The sequence below is a fragment of the Paenibacillus harenae DSM 16969 genome (genome assembly GCF_000422465.1).
GTDB lineage: Bacteria > Bacillota > Bacilli > Paenibacillales > Paenibacillaceae > Pristimantibacillus > Pristimantibacillus harenae.
Map to the genome: position 1 here is coordinate 139,389 of NZ_KE383842.1, position 21,348 is coordinate 160,736.

Annotated in this window: 20 protein-coding genes; 12 read left to right on the forward strand and 8 right to left on the reverse strand. The window is 51.1% G+C overall.

The genetic code is table 11. The features are described 5' to 3' along the window. Positions 1-226: 226 nt before the first annotated feature. Together H581_RS33705 and H581_RS0110700 are read right to left on the reverse strand one after the other, a co-directional pair. A complete protein-coding gene (locus H581_RS33705) occupies positions 227-1,531 on the reverse strand; it encodes an MFS transporter (protein WP_156889557.1) in 1,305 nt (434 codons plus the stop codon). A gap of 26 nt (positions 1,532-1,557) precedes the next feature. Then, a complete protein-coding gene (locus H581_RS0110700; protein WP_028609977.1) occupies positions 1,558-2,322 on the reverse strand; it encodes an SDR family NAD(P)-dependent oxidoreductase in 765 nt (254 codons plus the stop codon). Positions 2,323-2,513: 191 nt separating this feature from the next. On the opposite strand from H581_RS0110700, the gene H581_RS0110705 reads away from it, so the two are divergent. From H581_RS0110705 to H581_RS0110720, 4 genes are all read left to right on the forward strand, one after another. Continuing rightward, the gene (locus H581_RS0110705; protein ID WP_028609978.1) at positions 2,514-2,879 is read left to right on the forward strand and encodes a winged helix-turn-helix transcriptional regulator; all 366 of its coding nucleotides are present in this window, start codon (positions 2,514-2,516) and stop codon (positions 2,877-2,879) included. Between the two features lie 99 nt (positions 2,880-2,978). Further along, positions 2,979-3,956 carry a bile acid:sodium symporter family protein gene (locus H581_RS33710; RefSeq protein ID WP_051250663.1) on the forward strand — a complete coding sequence of 326 codons (978 nt, stop codon included), beginning with the start codon at positions 2,979-2,981 and terminating at the stop codon, positions 3,954-3,956. Positions 3,957-4,027: 71 nt separating this feature from the next. Beyond that, entirely contained in the window at positions 4,028-5,803 is a 1,776-nt protein-coding gene (gene pnpS / locus H581_RS0110715) for a two-component system histidine kinase PnpS (RefSeq protein WP_028609979.1), read from the forward strand. 108 nt (positions 5,804-5,911) lie between these two features. After that, entirely contained in the window at positions 5,912-6,634 is a 723-nt protein-coding gene (locus H581_RS0110720) for a response regulator transcription factor (RefSeq protein ID WP_028609980.1), read from the forward strand. A gap of 122 nt (positions 6,635-6,756) precedes the next feature. Here H581_RS0110720 and H581_RS0110725 read toward each other — a convergent pair whose 3' ends face one another. Beyond that, positions 6,757-7,623, reverse strand: coding sequence for a helix-turn-helix domain-containing protein (locus H581_RS0110725; protein WP_028609981.1), 867 nt, complete (start codon positions 7,621-7,623; stop codon positions 6,757-6,759). A 157-nt stretch (positions 7,624-7,780) separates the two neighbouring features. Between H581_RS0110725 and H581_RS0110730 the strand changes: the two genes are divergently transcribed. Then, positions 7,781-8,629, forward strand: coding sequence for a lipoate--protein ligase family protein (locus H581_RS0110730; RefSeq protein ID WP_028609982.1), 849 nt, complete (start codon positions 7,781-7,783; stop codon positions 8,627-8,629). Positions 8,630-8,647: 18 nt separating this feature from the next. Here H581_RS0110730 and H581_RS0110735 read toward each other — a convergent pair whose 3' ends face one another. The 5 genes from H581_RS0110735 to H581_RS0110755 form a co-directional block, all read right to left on the reverse strand. Further along, complete coding sequence (locus H581_RS0110735; protein WP_028609983.1) at positions 8,648-9,586, reverse strand: phosphotransferase family protein; 939 nt, start codon at positions 9,584-9,586, stop codon at positions 8,648-8,650. Next, the gene (locus tag H581_RS33715; RefSeq protein ID WP_051250996.1) at positions 9,546-10,013 is read right to left on the reverse strand and encodes a threonine/serine exporter family protein; all 468 of its coding nucleotides are present in this window, start codon (positions 10,011-10,013) and stop codon (positions 9,546-9,548) included. Before H581_RS33715 ends, H581_RS0110735 begins: the two co-directional genes overlap by 41 nt. Positions 10,014-10,038: 25 nt before the next feature. Further along, a complete protein-coding gene (locus tag H581_RS0110745) occupies positions 10,039-10,800 on the reverse strand; it encodes a threonine/serine exporter family protein (protein ID WP_028609984.1) in 762 nt (253 codons plus the stop codon). Next, entirely contained in the window at positions 10,797-11,975 is a 1,179-nt protein-coding gene (locus H581_RS0110750) for a M20 family metallopeptidase (RefSeq protein WP_028609985.1), read from the reverse strand. Before H581_RS0110750 ends, H581_RS0110745 begins: the two co-directional genes overlap by 4 nt. Before the next feature lie 162 nt (positions 11,976-12,137). Next, positions 12,138-13,055, reverse strand: a complete 918-nt coding sequence (locus H581_RS0110755) for an AraC family transcriptional regulator (RefSeq protein WP_169507493.1) — start codon at positions 13,053-13,055, stop codon at positions 12,138-12,140. A gap of 52 nt (positions 13,056-13,107) precedes the next feature. On the opposite strand from H581_RS0110755, the gene H581_RS0110760 reads away from it, so the two are divergent. From H581_RS0110760 to phoU, 7 genes are all read left to right on the forward strand, one after another. After that, positions 13,108-15,177, forward strand: a complete 2,070-nt coding sequence (locus H581_RS0110760; RefSeq protein WP_028609987.1) for a beta-galactosidase — start codon at positions 13,108-13,110, stop codon at positions 15,175-15,177. A gap of 256 nt (positions 15,178-15,433) precedes the next feature. After that, positions 15,434-16,609 (forward strand): methyl-accepting chemotaxis protein, encoded by a 1,176-nt coding sequence (locus H581_RS39310; RefSeq protein ID WP_051250667.1) that lies wholly within the window; start codon positions 15,434-15,436, stop codon positions 16,607-16,609. Positions 16,610-16,709: 100 nt separating this feature from the next. After that, positions 16,710-17,717: a PstS family phosphate ABC transporter substrate-binding protein gene (locus H581_RS0110770; protein WP_028609988.1), complete on the forward strand. Its 1,008-nt coding sequence runs from the start codon at positions 16,710-16,712 to the stop codon at positions 17,715-17,717. 114 nt (positions 17,718-17,831) lie between these two features. Next, positions 17,832-18,782 carry a phosphate ABC transporter permease subunit PstC gene (gene pstC / locus H581_RS0110775; protein WP_028609989.1) on the forward strand — a complete coding sequence of 317 codons (951 nt, stop codon included), beginning with the start codon at positions 17,832-17,834 and terminating at the stop codon, positions 18,780-18,782. Position 18,783: 1 nt separating this feature from the next. Beyond that, complete coding sequence (gene pstA / locus H581_RS0110780) at positions 18,784-19,659, forward strand: phosphate ABC transporter permease PstA (protein ID WP_028609990.1); 876 nt, start codon at positions 18,784-18,786, stop codon at positions 19,657-19,659. Positions 19,660-19,723: 64 nt separating this feature from the next. Next, on the forward strand, positions 19,724-20,479 hold the full coding sequence (gene pstB / locus H581_RS0110785) for a phosphate ABC transporter ATP-binding protein PstB (RefSeq protein ID WP_028609991.1): 756 nt from the start codon (positions 19,724-19,726) through the stop codon (positions 20,477-20,479). Between the two features lie 75 nt (positions 20,480-20,554). After that, positions 20,555-21,214 (forward strand): phosphate signaling complex protein PhoU, encoded by a 660-nt coding sequence (gene phoU, locus H581_RS0110790; protein WP_028609992.1) that lies wholly within the window; start codon positions 20,555-20,557, stop codon positions 21,212-21,214. Positions 21,215-21,348: the final 134 nt, after the last annotated feature.

Sequence of the window (21,348 nt, forward strand, 5' to 3'; positions counted from 1 at the left end):
TCAACTGCGATATGCTTCAAAATACCTTTGGCAAGATATGCTCCAACATAATTTATATCTTTATATCAGTGAGGAACAAACCGTCAGAGGATACTCTGACAGTTTGTTTTGTGGCTCTTTTTATGGCTCTGCCTCTCAGGAGAGACTCGGATGAAGAGGATGATACTTATGAGGCCGACGGCTACAAAAAGGAGCGATGCGATAAAAGCAGCTTGATAGCCCGCGACTAGAGAGTTAAGAATTTCATTTTGATTAGCAAGGGACTTCTTGGAATAAGCATTTGCCAGCGGAACCAATATGGCCAGCCCAGCGATGTGCCGATTTGTGGCGCAGTATTCCATAGCCCTGAAGCGATTCCCTGATGTTGCGGAGCAACCGTTGAAATAAATGCAATTGCTGCAGCGACGATGACGCAGGCTACTCCTATTCCTACAAACAGGATTCCCGGTAGAAGAATACGCCAGTAATTGGCTTCGACCGACAATTGGGCCAGCCTCCATGCACCGATGCCGAAAGCGCACATGCCTGCCAATAGTATGGGCTTAGTGCCTATTCGCGACACGTATTTTCCAATAAGGCTCGCAGTAACAAGTACGGTAACCTCTTGAGGCAAAAAAGCCAAGCCTGTCAGTATAGGGCTGTAACCCAGAACGTTTTGCATATAGAGGCTCAGAATATAAATAAGGGGACCGATCAGGGCGCCAAACACGATCGTGATCAAACCGCTACCAATCAGAGCCGGATTGCGAAAGATGCTTAGCGGAATTAATGGGTGCTCAGCCAAGCGTTGAACTTGAATGAAGGCAATAAATAATCCGACCGCTACCAGGAATAGCGCAAGCGTTGGAGCCGCAAATATTCCGTATGGTTCTGCCAAAGTGAAGGCATAAACCAGACAGCTTAAACCCAAAGTAACAAGAATTGCTCCTGGAACATCCACGGGGTTTCGCGTCGGTTGGCTTTCCGGCAGGAGCTTTGTCAATAAGACGATCACCGTCAACCCAATCGGGACATTGATGAAGAATACCCATCGCCAATTAAGCAGAGAGGTTAACAAGCCGCCAAGAATGAGGCCCAACAGGAAACCGACCGCAGAAACCGAACCAAGCATGCCTAATGCGCGATTTCGTTCTTTGCCTTCGGCAAATAGGGTAGTGACTATTGACATGACATTAGGGGCGATAAAAGCGGCTCCAAGTCCTTGAAGCGCTCTTGCGGATATTAATAGATAAGGATCGGAAGCCAGCCCGCCAAAAACCGATGCGATAGTGAATAGAGCCAAACCGCTTATTAACGTCCGACGACGCCCGAAATGATCGCCTATTTTGCCTCCCAATAATAAGAATCCACCGAAACACAAGGTATATGCGGTAATGACCCACTGAAGGCCGGCTGCGGAGAGCTTAATTTCATGTTGAATCGAAGGCAGAGCAATATGAACGATGGATGCATCCAGAAGTCCCATGAGATGTGCCGAACAAAGCAACAAGAGAAGAGTGTTGCGGGAAGTACTCCTCTTAGGTGTAGTCATTATCTTCCGTCCAGTCTGATGGGCTGTCAATGAATGGTTTTGACCAATCCTCCATCGATAATGTAATCAACTCCTGTAATCATGGATGCGTGCTCGGAAACAAGGAAAACGACAAGGCTAGCAATTTCATGAGACTCCGCAAACCGCCCTAACGAGATTCCGAAGTTACGAGCCATTTCCCTGAAATCCTCTTCGTTTTCAGGTATCCTTTCCGCCCACATCTCCGTACGGGTTGGACCTGGCGCGACCGTATTGATACGAATGCCCTTCGAAGCGAACTCACCGGCTAAGTTTTTGGATAAATTCGTGACGGCGGCTTTGGAGGAGCTGTAGGCGATAATATATGGATTAGGCATGATGGCATTCATTGAGGAGATATTGACGATCGCCCCCCCTCGTTCCGTCATATGGGGGAGCGCGGCACGGGTTGACCTCACGACACTCATCAAATTGATGTCCATCATCTCCGCCCAATCGGCATCGGATAATTGAAGGAAGCCTTGACCGGCACGGGTATCCGTTGCGCCAATGTTGTTGATGAGAATGTCCAGACGCCCAAAGCGGTCTACCGTTTTCATCATGACATGGTCCGCGCCCTCCTTCGTTGCGGCATTCGCAATAACGGTATACACCTCGCGGGTTGCCGCCAGTTCTCTTAACTCTTCCGATTCTTGCCGCGCAGCAGCTATGACTTTCGCTCCAGAATCAGCCAGCGCCTTAACGGTAGCCAATCCGATACCGCGGCTTGCACCGGTAACTACGGCGATTTTGCCATCCAAAGAAATATTCATTTGGTTTCATCCTCTCTCATCTTTCTGGGTTCGTATTCCTTACATCCACCATTATTGGCCACAATTTCGGATTTGCAAAGTACGCAGTTTATCCATACTAAGTATGGAAAAAAGGACTATAGCAACCATCCGGATAATTTGATATGGTACGGGTAAGGTTTAATCATAGCGGCAAGTGAGGGATTGAGAATATGCATACGAATCAAAAATCTACATCAACTGACGGGATTTTAGCCACGTTACATGCGATTGGCGGCAAGTGGAAGCCGCTCATCTTATTTATATTGCTCAATGAGGGTACGAAAAGGTTTGGTGAATTAAGAAAGCTGTTGCCAAATGTCACGCAAGGGATGCTTACCAATCAGCTTCGTGAATTGGAACGGGACGGACTTGTCATACGCCGAATTTATCAGGAGATACCACCTAAGGTTGAATATTCTCTTTCCGAACATGGCAGAACTTTAAGTTCTGTCTTGATAGATATGTGTGGATGGGGTTTCAAACATATCGATTTTATGGACCGAATCCCAAGCGAGGCTAGCGAACTGAAGTCCTAATAATAAAGTGAAAATTTTGTTGCAAAATACAACTTATTCCAAATCCAAACCACTTTATGGAGTTGAGTATTCCACCTATATAGATGAAAGGAAATTCGAATGCGCCATTTTGGCTTAACCTTTAACCGGTATTTTGAAAAATGGATGTTCATCATCATTCCGGGCTCGCTCGTGCTCGGTTTTGCATTTGCATCGCAGCTTGCGCCTTTCATCCGGACTGTCCCTTACTTGTTCGCCTACGTGACCTTGTCGATGGCGATCGGCTGCGGATTCGGGCAGCTCCGGGAGGTCCTGCGGAAGCCGGGAATCATGGCGCTTACCTTCGCGATCGCCCATCTATTGTCGCCGCTTGCCGCTTACGGTATCGGGTCGCTCGTATTCGGGGCTGATTCGCCTTACGTCGTTGGACTTGTTCTGTTCACCGTCATTCCGTTAGGCGTATCCTCCGTGTTATGGGTAAGCTTGTCGGGCGGCAGCGTGCCGCTTATTCTCGCGATGGTCGTGCTGGATTCGGCGCTAAGCCCGTTCGTTGTGCCTGCCGGCATTCATTTGTTCTTTGATTCGGCGGTCGATGTGCAGGCAGGGCCGATCATCATTGATTTGCTCATGATCATCGTTCTTCCGACGATCATCGGCGTCACCCTGAACCAGCTGAGCAGAGGCCGGATTCAAGGAATCGTTCAGCCTTATTCCGCGCCTCTGTCGAAATTATGCTTCATCGCAGTCGTTTCCCTGAACGCTTCGGCTATCGCTCCGCACCTTGATCAGTTGAAGAAGGATATGCTCGTTCTGGTGCCGGTTGTAATCCTATTGGTCGGGCTGTGTTATGCCATGGGTTTTATTGGAACGGCAAAGCTGCGGAACAACGAGCAGCAGGTTACGGTTTCGTATGCGACGGGAATGCGCAATATTTCGCTTGGCATCGTGCTGGCGCTCGGCTATTTCAGCCCGCTGGCCGCCGTGCCGGTCGTATTATCGATTATGATTCAGCAGCCGGTCGCTACGGCGCATCATTACGTTTTACAAAAACTTAATAAAAACAATGCTGGCGAAACCGCGGTACGGCATGTACGATAAACGTTGTATTACCTGCAGATGCAAATCATTAGTTCAACTTATATGGATCAATATGCCGGGGAGTGAACCGAATGAACAGCTTTCGGATGAGGTTAACGCTTATAATGATCGCGATGATTGCCTTGTCGGTTAGCGCATCAGGAGTATTCATGGCCAAGACGTTCAAAGAAAATCATATGAATGCGCTGGAAGAGAATATGGTTCGCGAGATGCGGATCATATCGGCGAAAATGGAATGGGAGACGGGAGACCTTGACTTGCTGTACAGCCACTATACGGATGAAGCGAAGGAGCTGAAAACCTATACGGGAGCGCGCGTGACGTTCATCCGAAACGACGGTGTCGTGCTGGGCGACTCGGATTGGAATCCGAAGGATATGGACAACCATTTGAACCGCTCCGAGGTGAGGGAAGCGATCGAGTCAGGTACGGGCAGGGCGGTACGGGCAAGCGATACGGCGAACCAAAATATGATGTATGCGGCGATACCGGTCGAGGTCATTCCGAATGAAGAACCTTATATTATCAGGCTGGCCATGGGCTTGAATGAAGTTGATCAAAGCATTCGCAATCTAACGATGGTGCTTGTGATCGGTTTATTGGTGCTGTTCTCGATTGCCGCATTGATCAGTTACCGGATCGCGCTCAGCTTAACGCGCCCCCTTGAGCAGATTACGCGGGTCGCCAAGCGGATCAAAAATATGGATTACCGCGCTCGCGTAAAGGTGACCAAACAGGATGAAATTGGTGAACTGGGTAACGCTATTAATGCGATGGCCGACAGCCTTCATGTCCAAATGACGCGTATCAGGCAAAATGAGAATCAGCTCGAAAGCGTGCTGGAAAATATGATTAACGGCATTGTCATGATCGATCACGGCGGCAAAATATTGCTTATGAACAGACGCGCGGAGGAAGTGCTGGGCATATCGGCGCGCGAGCTGGTCGGCCGTCATTATGCCGAAGCGAAGCAGCAGTACGAGCTGTCGCAAATGATTCAGGAAGGCCTGCAAAGCAAAGAGCATCTGCGTGAAGAAATTACATTTTATTTCCCGGAGGAAAGACTGCTGGAGCTTAACCTGGTTCCGGTCCATTCGGAGGGCAGCGAATTTGCCGGCGTGCTGCTGGTGCTGCAGGACGTATCGGCAATCCGCAGGCTGGAGCGGATGCGCAGCGAGTTCGTCGCCAACGTGTCGCATGAGCTGAAGACGCCGATAACGGCTGTCAAGGGATTCGCGGAGACGCTGCTCGGCGGCGCGGTGGACGATCCGGAGACGGCGCGCTCCTTCCTGCAGATCATATACGACGAGAGCGATCGTCTAAACCGGTTAATCGGCGACATTCTCGAGCTGTCAAAAATCGAGTCCCGCCGCGTGCCGCTCGTATTCTCGCCCGTTGAGGTCGACTCCTTCATCACGAAGTCCGTGAAGCTGGTCGAGTCGGAGGCGGACCGCAAAAACATTCAGATTTCGGCTCATATCGAGCCGGGCTTGTACGTCGAAGCCGACGAGGACAGGCTGCGGCAAATCGTTATGAATTTGCTCTCGAACGGCATTAATTACACGCCAGAAGGCGGGCGCGTATCGCTTCATGTGGAAGCGAAGGGCGACGATCATATCCGCATCAAAATCAGCGATTCCGGGATCGGCATACCGAAGAAGGATTTGCCGCGCATTTTCGAGAGATTCTATCGCGTGGACAAAGCGCGTTCGCGCAGCTCAGGCGGCACGGGGCTTGGCCTTTCGATCGTGAAGCATCTTGTCGAGCTTCATAAAGGAACGATCTCGGTAGACAGCACCATCGGCGTGGGCTCAACCTTTACAATCGACCTGCCGGTGCTGCAATAGAAAAAAAGATTTACCTATTCTTCATGAAACCATGATAAACTTAGCATATATGCCTAAATTAGCGGATGCGGCGGCCGAATGCCGCCATTCGCCAGCTTGGAGGTTAGCATGTCGCATAAAGTGCTCGTAATAGAAGATGAACCGACTTTAGCACGGTTGTTGTCTTACAATCTGACGCAAGAGGGCTATGAGACGACGGTTATCGATCACGGCGGTGAAGGCTTGCAAACCGCGCTGCAGCGCAGCTTCGATTTGGTTATTCTCGATATTATGCTGCCCGGCATGAACGGTTTCGAAATTTTGAACAGGCTTCGCCAGAATGGGGTCAGAACGCCGGTCATTATTCTAACGGCCCGCAACGCGGAGGAAGAGGTTGTGCAGGGGCTCAAGCACGGCGCGGATGATTACATCACGAAGCCGTTCGGCGTGGCCGAGCTGCTCGCCCGCGTATCGGCGGTGCTGCGGCGGACGCAGCTCGATGAGAGCAAGCCGGTTGAATCGACCGAGAAGGTCATAACGGCGGGCGATTTATCGATTTATCCGGAGAAATATGAGGTCATCTTGAACGGAGAAACGATTCCGCTCCGGCCGAAGGAATTCGAGGTGCTGCTCTATCTGGTGCAGCGTCCGGGGATGGTCATTACGCGCGATGATCTTATGAACGTCGTATGGGGCTTCGATTATATCGGCGGACAACGGACGGTCGACGTTCATGTCAGCTCTTTGCGAAAGAAGCTGGAACTCGGTCAACAATCCGTCCAGATCGAATCGATCCGCGGCGTTGGTTATAAGCTTGTTATGCCAAAAAAGCTCGTTACCCCGAAACCATAGGGCGGACGAGCTTTTTTCAAAATATGATAATTTATAAGTTTAGCACTTATATCTAGGCTTATATTTCACCGCAAACGGTTGCGTCCTCAGACAAGGACGCCGATAGGCGTTTCTGCTAGTGTCTAATTCCGGTTCCATACGAGCATTTTGCGTTGGAACTGTTTCGGCGAGCAATCATTATATTTTTTGAACATTTTATAAAAGTGGGCCATGTTCGGCATGCCGATGCGCTCGCCCACCTCCGATATGCTCAAATCCTTCGTCAGCAAAATCCGTTCCGCCCACTTCACCTTGCGGTAATTGACATATTCCGTAAACGACAGGCCGATCGTCTTCTTAAAATATTTCACGAAATAGTAGTAGCTCATGTTGGCGATCTTGCAAACCTCTTCGACTTGAATACGGTCCGTCAAATGATTCTCCACGTAATCAAGGACAGGCTTCAGTCGGATGCGTTCGAAATTGTCCTGCTCCATTAATACTTTCCGGCTGTCGTTGCGAAGCAGCAGCAATAATATTTGCTTGATGAGGATGCTGACCGCAAGCTCGTAGCCGGCTTCTTTGCGCGTAGCTTCATTCAATATTTGTTGAATGCAGGAGGCGGCTTCCTGCTTAACTCTGTTATGCTCGCCAAAAATATAGTTTGCTTTGCTAAGCGGCATTTGAGTTTCGTTGAAATAACGCATATAAGGAATCGTGCTCTGGTCGAAAAACTGCTCCAAATCGAATTGAAGCACAATATAATCAAGCAAGCCCGTGCTGCGGTCACGGTGCAGCTCGGATGCCCCGATCAGGACGACATCGCCGGCATTCAGATGGAAGCTGTCTTCCTCGACATAGACGTCCAAATGGCCGTTAAGAATAAGAAGCAGCTCAAGCTGCTTGTGATAATGCCAGTTTGTCACGCCCTCATCGCTGCGCGCGGTTTGAAAAATTCGCAGCGAGAGCAGCGGATTGTCATAGGCGACTTTCTCATTAAATGCTTCCAATACCTGCGTCCTCCCCGGAGCTTCTATAGGCAACACTCTTATTGTAGTGAAAGAGTCCGGCATTAGCAATAAGTGATGCAAGCATGAGGCATTGCCGCTACAATAAAGAGGATATTCATTCAAGCCAGGTTGAGCGGAAGGGTTGTGTTGACAGCGCATGGAACAGGAGATTAGGCAGGAAACAGGACTCGGCGACCTCTTCATTCTTGACCGGACGAACGATTATGCGGGGAGGGACGTGCTCTATTCCTTTGCTTTGGACGAGCTGCTGTGCAGACATACGGGCAAGGGCGGACCTTCGATTTGTCATATATGGCGGTATCCGAGAGGTTTCGTGATGGGGCTGCGCGACAGCCGTCTCCCCGGCGCCGGCGAGGCGCAGCGGAGACTGGAGGCGGAGGGCTGGTCCGCTGTCGTTCGCAATTCAGGCGGCGCCGCGGTTCCGCTGGATCTTGGCGTCATTAATATATCGATCATTTTGCCGAAACCTTCGGTGCAAAGCTTTCATTTTCACGACGATTTCGAGCGGATGTACGCATTAATCCGGTTGGCTTTGGAGGAGACGAGCTGCGAGGTTCAAAAGGGAGAGATTTCGGGCGCGTATTGTCCGGGAGAGTACGACTTGAGCATAAACGGCATGAAGTTCTGCGGGATCGCGCAGCGGCGTCAGACCCATGCGAGTATTGTGCAGGCGTTCGTCGTTGCGGAGGGCTCGGGCCGGGAGCGGACCCGGCTTGTCCGTTCCTTCTACGATCAAGCTGCGATTGGGGAAGGGCCCTTCGATCATCCGGTCGTGACGGATACAAGCACAGCCAGCTTACAGGAGCTGACCCGGCTGGGCGTTCATGCGGGGGCGGCATTCGTGAGCGCCGTCAAGCGGGTCCTGCGCTCGCTGCAGACGGAAGCCGGCCTCATGGCAGCGGAAGCAATGCTTGCGATGCCGTCCGAAGAGCAAGTTTTGCAAATGGCGGATGTTCTTCGGTCAAGATACAAGATTGGGGGCTAACGCTTTAGTTGACTCGGATTACAGCTGTTCGGCGCATTGGATGAAGCTGTCCGTTGTCTCTTGAAGCTGCAGCTTCAGCCGTTCGAGAGGCCACGTGCCGTTATTATTCGCAATATCGGATTGTATAAGCTTCAGCATCCAGAGGGAATAAAGGGCGGAAAATAAATAATAATGCCGTTTGAACGAAGCTTTGAGCCCGGCGCCGTTCTGCCGCGCAACCTCGTCCATATAATGCTCCAATAATCTCTCTCTGGCAGCCGGCTGGACCGCTTTCGGGAATAGAGGGTGGGATAGATCAATCACATAATACAAATCCCAATACCGGCTGTTCAAATGAACATCCTCCCAATCCAGCACTTTAATCTGCCCGTCTACAAGGGCGTAATTGCCTAAATGCAAATCTCCGTGCGACAGCACATGATCAGCCGGAAGGCTTTCTTGACGCAGGGAGGAGAAGAAGACGTTCAGGAGCCGGTCAGGCATGTTCGGAGTATCGGCTGTCAGCAGCTGTCGTTCCTGCCTGAGCTGCAGCATTTCTGCCCGTACTACCTCCGAAGCCGGCTTCTGACCTCGCAGCTGCGCTCTGCCGTAAGGCTCGGTCGGCAAAGCGTGCCATGCCGCGGCCTGAGACAGAAGCGCTTTCGCTGCCGCTTCGTCGAACACATGCCCGAGGCGGCCTAAATCCTCGAATAACGCCCAACCGCCGCCGGTGCTCGAATCAGGCGAGCGGGCAATCATTTTCGGATAAATCGGCGGAAATGACGGAAGGATGTGCTCATAAATCCATACTTCCCTATCCGGTGCTGCATTGCCAATTAACGGCTTATAGATGAAGGTTTCGTACGGCGTGACGTATATTCGCTCGACGAGCTTGCCGTTCATTCCTTTGTAAATCGTTTCTCTCCGCAGGATCTTCTTATCGTCGATCTGACCTTCCGGCGTAACGATCGATTGCATGCTTCCCTCTCCCTTTAATGATTTGATTGATGACCTCCGAGAACACAAGACCGATCGCGATCGCGCCGGATATCATAAAAGCTTCGACGGCCAGCTGTACCGCAAGATCATAATTGTCCTCCACGACATTTCGCATGGCATCGTAGGCAAGGCCGCCCGGCACGAGCGGAATAATGCCGGAAACGCTAAAGACGATGATCGGAGTTTTGTACTGCTTTGCGAACAGCTGACTGATGACGGTCACGGCGACTGACGCCATCAGCGTTGCCGCAATCGCGCCGGCGGAGAGCTGCATGCCAATCACATAAACGAGCCAACCGACCATGCCGACTGCGCCGCAGTGCGGCAGCGTCCGCTTCGGAACGTTAAATATAAGCCCAAAGGCTGCGGAGGCGATAAAGCTGGTCACTAATTGTTCAATCATCATCATGTCGCTTTCCCCCCGATACGGATTAATAAATCGACAGCACGGCGGCGATTCCCGAGCCGATGGCGAAAGCCGTCAGAAATGCCTCGGCTCCCTTCGACAGTCCGGATACGAGATGGCCCGCCATCAGATCCCTGACGGCGGCCGTAATATGTAAGCCGGGAACGAGCGGCATGACGGAGCCGATAATGATCTTGTCCAGATCGAAGCCGAACCCGTAACGGACGAACAGGACGGACAGGGTCCCGATCAGCAGGGCGGCGATAAACTCGGCGAAAAATTTGATCGGTACGATCCGGTGCAGCGTCACTAGAAACCAGTAGGCGGCGCCTCCCGCAACGAATACGGGAAAAAAATCATGCCAGCCGCCCTTGAACATAATGAGAAAGCAGCCGCTTGCCACGGCGGCCGCAAGCACCTGCAGCCAGACCGGATAGGCGGATGCAGATGCGTCGATTTCCTTCAGCAGAAGGTGGGCTTCATGCGCTTCAAGATTGCCGCTGCCGATCCGTCTTGAAATATCGTTCACCTGCGATACTTTATGCAAATTCGTCGACCGTTCCGATATCCGGATTAGCCTCGTCATTTGCGATGAGCCGTCGACGGCGAAAATAATGCCGGTCGGCGTCACGAAGCTGTGAGAGCTTTCGATTCCGTATGCCGTTGCGATCCGAACCATCGTATCCTCGACCCGGTAGGTTTCGCCGCCGTTTTGCAAAATAATTTTGCCGGCAAGCAGACAGATCTGCGTAATCTCTTGGCTTGATGCGGGCGAATGGCCGTTCATCGCTTGTTCCTCTCGAATTCGGCGCGGATGCGGGCGAGCAGGGCAGGGTCGCGGTAGACGTCGTAAGCCGTCGCCGCCAGCATTTTGGCTCCGAAGAGCATGCCGTCCAGCGCGTAATCCTGCATAGCCGCATCGCGGAATGCTTCGGTATGCAGCGGCAGCCGGTCGTGCACGACTTTAACGTAAGGATGGATCGCCGGACAACGAACGGAAACATTGCCGAGATCGAGCGAGCCGTGATCCTTGCCGGATTCGATCTGCTCGGGGCGAATGCCCGCTTCGATGAGATTGGCGTTAAATTGCTCGGACAACGTTTCATTCGTCAGAAGCTCGTCGTAGGAGAACTCATAAGGGTTAACGGCGAGCGTGCAGCCGGTCTGAAGGGCAGCGCCTTCCGCGCAGCGCATGACCTTGGCCGTCAGCTCGCTCGTGTAAGTCCGGGAGGCCGAGCGGACATAAAATTTCGCGGACGCGTAGTCTGGAATAATGTTCGGCGCCTGGCCTCCATTGTCGATAATGCCGTGAATGCGCGCATCGCTTCTTGTCTGCTGGCGAAGCGCATTGATGGCGTTGAACAATTGAAGCACCGCGTCCAGCGCGTTCACGCCTTCGTGAGGACTCGCCGCCGCATGCGAAGCGGCGCCTCTGAACTCGAACTGCAGCGCGTCAAGCGCCAACGATTCGCCGGAGCGCTCGAAGGTATAATAGGGATGCGCCATCATCGCAAAGTCGCAATCATCGAACAAGCCGGCTTCGGCCATCGGCACTTTGGCTCCGCGCGTTTCCTCGGCCGGCGTGCCGTAGACGCGGATTTTGCCGCCGACTCCGCCGCTTGCCAGCGCGGCCTTTAAGCCGACTGCCGCAGCTATGCTCATGGAGCAAATGAGATGATGCCCGCAGGCATGTCCGATTTCCGGAAGCGCATCGTACTCGCACAGGAAGCCGGCCGTCGGCCCCTGCTTTCCGGTATCGTAAACGGCGATGAAGGAGGTCTCAATGCCGAGTATCCCCCGTTCCACCTGGAAGCCGAGCTCCGCCAGCTTCTCGCAAAGCAATCCAGAGGCATAGAATTCCTGGTGGCCCAGCTCGGGGCGGCTGCCGATCGAGCGCGAGACGGAGCGGAACGTGTCCGCGTACTTGTCAATTTCCGAAAATAAAAGCTGCTTGTCGCTCATGATTGGCAAACCTCCTAATGATTGCAAAGCAAAGATCACTTTTGCAGCGTTGTTTATACGTGCATAATATGAAACGATTCGGATGTGCGAGCGGCATGGAGAACCTCAAAGCTATTAATGAGGTAATTTCCAAAGGCGCCAACGGGAACCAACAAGCCTCGCTTATCGCATGCCGTGAATTTTTTTGAACTGCTCGGGACTTAAGCCCTCGACCCGCCGGAAGACGGAGCTGAAGTAGCTGGGGGAATCGAAGCCGACGCGGCGGGCGATCTCGTTCATTTTAATTTCCCCTTCATGAAACATCAGCTCTTTGCTGCGGTTAATGCGCTCCCGGTTTACGTACTCCATCGGACGCATCTTCATCGCTTTCTTAAAGAGAAGACAAAGATATTGCGGCGTCACGTCGATGCATGCGGCTAAATCCTTAATGGTGATAAGCTGATTGTAATGGTTTTCGATGTATTTGAATACCGGATGGAGCTTAAGGACATTTTGCTCGACCGAATGCGAGCTCACCATTATAACCTTCATCAAATCTAGCAGGAACATGTAAACGAGCTTGGAGCATTCGAGTCCAAGAAAAGCGCGTCCGGATTGGGTCATCGCGTAAATGTTTTTCATATGGGTGACGATCATATCATGGTCGGCCGTGGAGTAGACCCCTGATTTCGTAATGCCCGCCTGCTTGAACAGCGTATCCGATAAGCCGCCCTTAAAGCTGAGCCAGTGAATTTCCCAAGGTTCTTGTATGGCAAAATACGCATGCGGCACGTTCGGAAATAAACAGAAACCCTGCCCGGCACGAACCGTCATGGTCTGATTGCCGATCCGGAGCTCTCCCGTCCCTGACATAACCTGCAGCCATTGAAAATGAGAATAGCCGTCCGGACGATCGATCGGCTCTTGGTTGCTCCAATGCCCGATGCTCGTGAGATAGAGGGGAAGGCTGGTGTCCGTTTCGGTCAAAATCGGGAATACCATCGTATCGATAACATTAACCTCCAGTTTCATATGTTTAAAGTGATGCGAAAATACTATTATTTTAAAGGTAATATGATCGAGATATAATATGAATATCATTATAGTATATCCAATAATGGCATTAATCAATATGAACCTGGAGGTATAGAACATGTCGATGAAATTTCCGCCGATCAGCCCTAAAATACCGCAAATGCTGCACGGCGCAGATTATAATCCGGACCAATGGCAGAAGTATCCCGAGGTGCTGGAGGAAGACATCCGCCTCATGAAGCTGGCGCACTGCAACGTCATGTCCGTCGGTATTTTCGCATGGATGGCGATTGAGCCCGAGGAAGGCGTCTTCACGTTCGAATGGCTGGATACGCTGCTGGAAAAGTTCGCAGCGAACGGCATCTATGCGCTGCTGGCAACGCCAAGCGGAGCCCGTCCGGCTTGGATGTCCCAGAAATACCCCGAGGTGCTGCGCGTAGGCCAGAACGGCATCCGCAATTTGCACGGCGCACGCCATAACCACTGCTTCAGCTCTCCGGTGTACCGCGAGAAGGTGAAGATCATGAACGCGAAGCTGGCTGAACGCTACGCGCAGCATCCGGCGGTTATCGGCTGGCACATCTCCAACGAATACGGCGGAGAATGCCACTGCAGCTATTGCGAAGACGCATTCAGAGGCTGGTTGAAAAATAAATACGGCACGCTTGAAGCGCTAAACGACGCGTGGTGGACAACGTTCTGGAGCCATACCTATACGGACTGGAGCCAGGTCGAATCCCCGACTTCGCGCGGAGAGAAGGCCGTACACGGCCAGAACGTCGATTGGAGAAGATTCGTAACCGATCAAACGGTCGATTTCTGCCGCAATGAAATCGAACCGCTTCGCGCAGCGAACAGCGAGCTGCCGATTACGACCAACTTTATGCTCGATTTCGAGCCGCTTAATTATTGGAAGTTTACGGATCTGCTCGATATGATCTCGTGGGATGCGTATCCGACCTGGCATGACAACGGCGGAGACGACAGCGAGCAGGCAGCCTGGATCGGCTTCAACCACGACGTGTTCCGTTCGCTTAAAGGCGGCAAGCCGTTCATGCTGATGGAAAGCACGCCGAGCATGACGAACTGGCAGCCTGTCAGCAAGCTTAAGCGTCCGGGCATGCATATGCTGTCCTCGCTGCAGGCGGTGGCGCACGGCTCCGACACGGTGCAATATTTCCAATGGCGGAAGAGCAGAGGATCCAGCGAGAAGCTCCACGGCGCGGTCGTTGATCATGTCGGCCATGAGAATACCCGCGTCTTCCGCGACGTAGCCGAGCTGGGCGCGGCGCTGGAGAAGCTGACGGAGGTTGTCGGCACGACGGTGAAGCCTGAGGTTGCCCTTATCTATGACTGGGAGAACCGTTGGGCGGTGAAGGATTCGCAAGGTCCCCGCAACGGAGGACTGCATTATGAAGAAACGGCGAAGCGGCACTATCGTCCGTTCTGGGATCTGGGCGTGCCTGTCGATATTATTGATTCGGAATGCGACTTTGAATCGTACAAGCTGCTTGTCGCGCCGATGCTCTACATGGTTCGTCCCGGAGTGGGCGAGCGGATTGAACGTTTTGTCGAGAATGGCGGCACATTTGTGGCTACTTATTGGAGCGGGATCGTCGACGAGAACGATCTGTGCTTCCTGAGCGGCTTCCCTGGCCCGCTGCGAAAGACGCTCGGTATATGGTCGGAGGAAATTGATTCGCTGCATGACCATGATTCGAATCGGGTGGTTATGAACGACGGGAACTCCCTTGGGCTTAGCGGCGAATTTACGGCACGCGAGCTTTGCGACTTGATCCACCTTGAAGGCGCGGAAGCGCTGGCTGTGTACGGCGAGGATTTCTATGCCGGCCGGCCGGCATTGACAGTGAATCAGCTGGGCAAAGGGAAAGCGTATTATATCGCTTCCCGCAACGAAGAAGCGTTTACCAAGCAATTGCTGGCAAGCCTTGTTCAGCAGGAAGGCATTAAGCGCGTGCTTGATGCCGAGCTTCCGCACGGGGTAACCGCGCAATTGCGGACGGACGGCATCAGCGATTACGTCTTCGTCTCGAACTTCAGCGCGAATGCCGAGACCATAAAGCTTGATCAGCTCAGCTACAGCGACCTGTTGACAGGTGCCGGCTTTAGCGGGGGCTTGGAGCTGGAGGCTTACAGCTGCCGGATTTTGAAACGCCAAGCCAGATAAGACTAACCCGATATACGAACAAAGGTTTAAAACTCCCGATCCTTGGTTAAAGGACGGGAGTTTTTTGTTTTTTGTTATTTAGAATTATGCAATCCTCGAATTACGGATAATCCAACATGGGAAATGGGAATTTCGGATTATATATCGACATTGTTTATGGTTGATTTAACATAACGATAACACTTCCGTGCATTAGTGTTGATGCTTCCGACCTATAGTGAATGCAGAAGATACGATAAGGAAGTGAGATAGAGGAATGACAACTAACGTTTTGTTGGATAATAAGAAAACGATGATTGAAAAAAAAGGCCATGCCGACGTCAATGCGATCGCAGCTTTACAAACTGAAGCACAGTTGCATTCATCCGTCCGGTTGGCTGATTTTTTGCGGGAGGCACCTACGGTCTCAGTGGACCAAACCTGCAGAGAAGTGATAACGGCATTCAGGAGGCATGCTGAAAGCGAGTGCGTCATCGTGACCGGCGGACAAGGAATACCGGTGGGACTTATGATGCGGAACCGCTTCTTCCTCAAGCTCGGGCACCGGTTTAGCGCGGATCTTTATTATGACAAACCCATTACAAGAATTATGGATGTAAACCCCTTGATTGCGGATAGTCATGACGAGCCTCAACTGCTTATTGACCGTGCATTAAACCGTGAAGACAGCGTGATTTACGATTGTGTCATCGTGACGGACAGCGGTAAGCTTAGCGGCGTACTGACGGTGTCCGATCTGCTCAAGCTATCCCGAAGACTTCAGCAGGAAGCTATAGACGCACAAATGCGAACGATTCGTTCGGCTGAGGAGCGTATGAACGAGATCGCAAAGGCCATCAGCAGCGTCCGCGAATCAACCGTACAGGGCGAGTCGCTTTCTGTCGAAATGGTCGATCTGACATTGGCGGGGAAGAATGAGCTCGATAAGGTGACCAAATCTTTCGAATCCATTGTCGATCATACACGTCAGCAGGAATTAAGGATGAATGAGCTCCATGCGGAAGCAGGCTCGATCAGAAAAGTTACCATACTGATAAAAGAATTGGCGGAGCAAAGCAATTTGCTGGCGCTAAATGCTTCGATCGAAGCCGCGCGCGCCGGAGAGCATGGCCGCGGGTTTGCGGTAGTCGCGGGCGAAGTAATGAAGCTGGCGAATCAGACGAAGCAATCGGCAGACGAGATTACGTCGCTGACTCGCACGATCGTTGACGCTATTGCCCAGACCGCTTCGCTTGCCCACGCCGGACGTTCCGAAACGATCGCCAGCGAAGCTTATGTGAATGAAGCGGTTCAAGCGTTCAACAAGCTGTTTCGGGCAGCGGCAGACAATCGAAGCAGCGCGAAACAAATCAGCTCTCATTCGGAGCAGGCGCAGCAGCAGTCGATTCAAGTCGCAAACGAAATGAAAAAATTGCAGAATTCTTATTTTTAACACGCAGTTTACAAAAACAGAATACCCGATTTACAAACGGCTAGTAGTATAAAAGGCACAGGGGCTAACCTTGGTAGATTACAAATGAGGAGTGGTAGAGTTGTTAAAGAAAAAGAGCTTTAAGGGGATCTTGATGTTGTCCATGATAGCGGTGCTTGTATTCGCGGCAGCATGCGGCAATAATGCTAACGGCGGCAACACGAACACTGGAACGGCAACAAACGCACCAACCAATAACGCAGCGACAAACGATCCGGCTGAAGAAGAAGTTAAATTGTCGGGCGAAATTAAAGTTGACGGATCCAGCACCGTATTCCCTCTTACGGAAGCGGCGGCTGAAGAGTTTAATAAAGAACACCCGGACGTTCGCGTACCTGTCGGCGTATCCGGAACAGGCGGCGGCTTCAAGCAATTTTGCGCAGGCGAAATCGCAATCGCGGATGCTTCCCGTCCGATCAAAGACGAAGAAGCAACGGCTTGTAAGGATGCCGGCGTCGAGTACACCGAGCTTACGGTAGCATTCGACGGCTTGTCCGTTGTTGTAAGCAAAGATAATGACTTCATCGATCATCTGACTGTTGAAGAGCTGAACAAAATCTTCGTTACAGGCAGCACAGTAGCAACTTGGAAAGACGTTCGCGATACTTTCCCTGCTGAACCGATCGTGATGTTCTCGCCGGGCGCAGATTCGGGAACCTATGATTACTTTAACGAGGCAATTCTTGATAAAGCTGGAATCCGCAATGATAAAGCAATCAGCTTCTCCGAGGATGACAATGCGCTTGTACAAGGCGTATCCGGCAGCAAATTCGGCATCGGCTACTTCGGTTTCGCTTATTATGAAGAAAACCAAGATAAATTGAAAGTTGTTCCAGTCGATGGCGGCACAGGCGCTATTACGCCTTCTAACGAAACCATCAAAGACGGCACTTACGCTCCATTGTCCCGTCCGCTCTTAATCTATGTAAATAACAAAGAGCTTGAGCGTCCTGAAGTGAAGGAATTCGCGAAATACTACATCAACAACATCGGCGCATTGGCTGGAGAAGTTGGTTATGTCGCTCTCCCGGACGAGCAATATGCTGCTGAAGCAGCTAAAATTCAATAATCACAATCAAATCGCAGCAGCTACGCTTTAAGAAAAATGTGGTGTCTCGTGGGACATCACATTTTTCACGACACAAATGTAAACGAATTGTAAAGGCAAGAGGAGGACGCCGCCATGCCAAAGCAAGGAGCGCTAACGGCAAGACAAGCGCAGACCGCGAGCAAGGAATTATATAATTTCAAAAACAAACGCGTAAGCATTATGAATAAATTAATGCCAGTCCTGTTGTTTCTATGCGCATCGGTATCGATACTTACAACCTTAGGCATTGTTATTACGCTCATCTCAGAGACGTTTCAATTCTTCCAGAAAATACCGATTCTAGATTTCTTGTTCGGAACGAAATGGTCGCCGCTTATCCCGCCCAAAAGCTTCGGCGTTCTCCCGCTTCTGTCCGGCACGCTGATGATTACATTTATAGCTTGCCTGGTCGCGATTCCAATCGGTTTGGCAAGCGCCATTTATTTGTCGGAATATGCGCCAAAGCAGGTGCGTAAAGTCATTAAACCGATTCTGGAAGTACTCGCTGGAGTACCGACGATCGTATACGGTTATTTTGCGTTAAGTCTAATTACTCCGCTAATTCAGAAGATGTTCGACAGCGCAGGCATTTTCAACGCGCTTAGCGCCGGTATCGTCGTCGGCATTATGATTATCCCGATGGTATGCTCGCTCAGCGAGGATGCGATGTCCGCGGTGCCGCGCAGCTTGCGCGACGGTGCTTACGCGCTTGGCGCAACGAGGTTTGAGGTGGCGTTGAAAATCGTCGTTCCTGCGGCATTCTCCGGAATCGTTGCATCGGCCGTATTGGCCTTTTCCCGTGCGATCGGGGAGACGATGATCGTTACCGTCGCTGCCGGCTCAACGCCGAATATGACATTCAATCCGCTGGAGAGTATCCAGACGATGACCGCTTATATCGTTCAAGTCAGCCTTGGAGATACGCCGCACGGAACGGTTGAGTACGGATCGATCTTTGCGGTCGGCATGACGCTGTTCGTCATAACGTTCCTGCTCAATATTCTTGCCCAGTATATTGCGAGAAAATTTAGAGAGGAGTATTAAGATGAACATTTTTCAAGATGCGAACCGGAAGCAGATTGCAGACAGACGGCGTACGGACTGGCTGCTGCATATCTTATTCGTCGTAGCGACTTCAATCGGCGTCATTGCGCTTTGCGCACTTATCATAGATATACTCATCGATGGTATTTCGCGTCTCCAGCCGGATTTGTTCACGAACTTTCCATCGCGTAAGGCAGATGGATCAGGCATGAAATCAGCTTTGGTTGGAACGATTTATATGCTGCTCATTATGGCGCCGGTTTCTTTTATCTTTGGTGTCGGAGCAGCCATTTACTTGGAAGAATATGCAAAGAAGGGCCGCTTTACCCGATTAATCCAGCTTAATATCAGTACGCTTGCGGGCGTGCCTTCGATCGTTTACGGTATTTTGGGGTTAGCTTTGTTCGTTCGTCTGCTTGCGCTTGACCGCAGTCTAATCGCCGGAGCATTAACGATGACGCTGCTCGTGCTTCCGATTATTATCGTGTCGGCCCAGGAAGCGATCCGTGCGGTTCCGAAATCGCGCCGCGACGCATCGTTCGCGCTTGGCGCAACGAAATGGCAAACCGTATCCCGTTCGGTTATGCCGTCCGCTCTTCCGGGCGTATTAACGGGCGTCATCCTTGCGATGTCGCGGGCAATCGGCGAGACGGCTCCGCTCGTTATGATTGGTGCTCTAACGTACGTTGCGTTCTTGCCTAACGGCATTACGGATTCGTTTACTGTCATACCGATTCAAGTGTACAACTGGTTATCCAAGCCACAGCTTGAGTTCAAGGAGCTTGCGGCAAGCGGCATTATCGTGTTGCTCGTCCTTCTCCTGCTGATGAATTTCTCAGCTATTTTGCTTCGTAACAAATATCAGAAGAACGTCTAAGAGCAGCGAAGTAAAGGTACGAAGCTGAACAGCTTTAGCAAATTTATTTGGGGGGATAAACGATATGGAAGCACTAATTCATATTGATAAACTGAATTTGTATTACGGCGCTTTCCACGCCTTGAAGAATGTTACGTTGACGATTCCCGAGAAGGCGATTACCGCGTTCATCGGACCTTCCGGCTGCGGCAAATCGACGCTGCTTCGTACGCTGAACCGGATGAATGATATGATTCCGGGTACGCGAATCGAGGGCGGAATCTCGATCGGAGGCACCGAAATTTATTCGAACGAAGTCGATGTGGAGACGCTTCGTAAAAAAGTCGGCATGGTATTTCAACAGCCCAACCCGTTTCCGAAATCGATATACGATAACGTGGCATACGGTCCCCGACTTCACGGCACTACGAATAAGAAAGAACTTGATGAAATCGTTGAAACAAGCTTGAAGTCAGCCGTACTGTGGGAAGAGGTAAAGGATCATTTGAAGCGTTCCGCTTTCGGCCTGTCCGGCGGTCAGCAGCAGCGTCTGTGCATTGCCCGCGCGCTTGCGGTTAACCCGAATATATTGCTTATGGATGAGGCGACCTCGGCTCTGGACCCGATCTCAACTTTGAAGATCGAAGAGCTTGCACAGGAACTGAAAGATAAATACACGATTGTTATGGTGACTCACAACATGCATCAAGCTGCCCGCGTTTCGAATCAAACGGTATTTTTCCTCAATGGCGAAGTCATTGAATATTCGGATACGGAGAAGCTGTTCTCCAACCCGACCGATCAGCGCACCGAAGACTACATTAGCGGACGCTTCGGTTAAACCTGTTAAAATCAATACACGTCAAAGATTCTGATAACAGCCTGTTGACATCCCTATAGGAGGAATGCCGTTGTGATGACAAAACGGAAAGAATTCGATCAAGGTCTTGAGAAGCTGCACCAATTAATTATCGACATGGGGACATTCGTGGAGAAAGCGCTCGCGGAGTCGATTGAGTCGCTGAAGCAAACGGATGTGAACCGTGCGAAGCAAATCATTAAAGATGATCCTGCCTTGAATCAGATGGAAGAAAAAATAACGGAAATCGGTTCAAAGCTCATCGCGACTCAGCAGCCTGTTGCGAAAGACTTGCGCCGTATTCTGGCCGCGTTCAGAATTGCCAGCGATTTGGAGAGAATGGGTGACCTGGCCGTTGACGTTGCGAAGGTCGTGCTTCGTCTGGAAGGCCAGACGCTCATTAAGCCGTTGATTGATCTGCCTCGAATGGCGGAAATCGTGCAGACGATGACGTATGAATCGATTCAGTCATTTATTCAGGAAAATGTGGATCTTGCATACAAAATGGCAAAGGACGATGATCTGGTAGACGCTTTGTACGGACAAATTACGCGCGAACTGTATGCGATGATGATGGAAAATCCGCGTAATATCACGCAATGCTCGCTGCTCAGTTTAGTGGGCCGTTATTTAGAAAGATTTGGCGATCATGCGACAAACATCGGCGAGAGCGTCGTTTATCTCGTAACGGGAAGCCGACCGGATCTGAATGAATAATTCAATTCTATACGATATGAAGAACCGTTGGAGCAGATTTGCTTTGACGGTTTTTTTGATTGCCGTCTAGGTAAATAGTCATAAAAAATGCTGAATTTTACCGAAACTTTACGGATTTATAGATCTAAATTCAC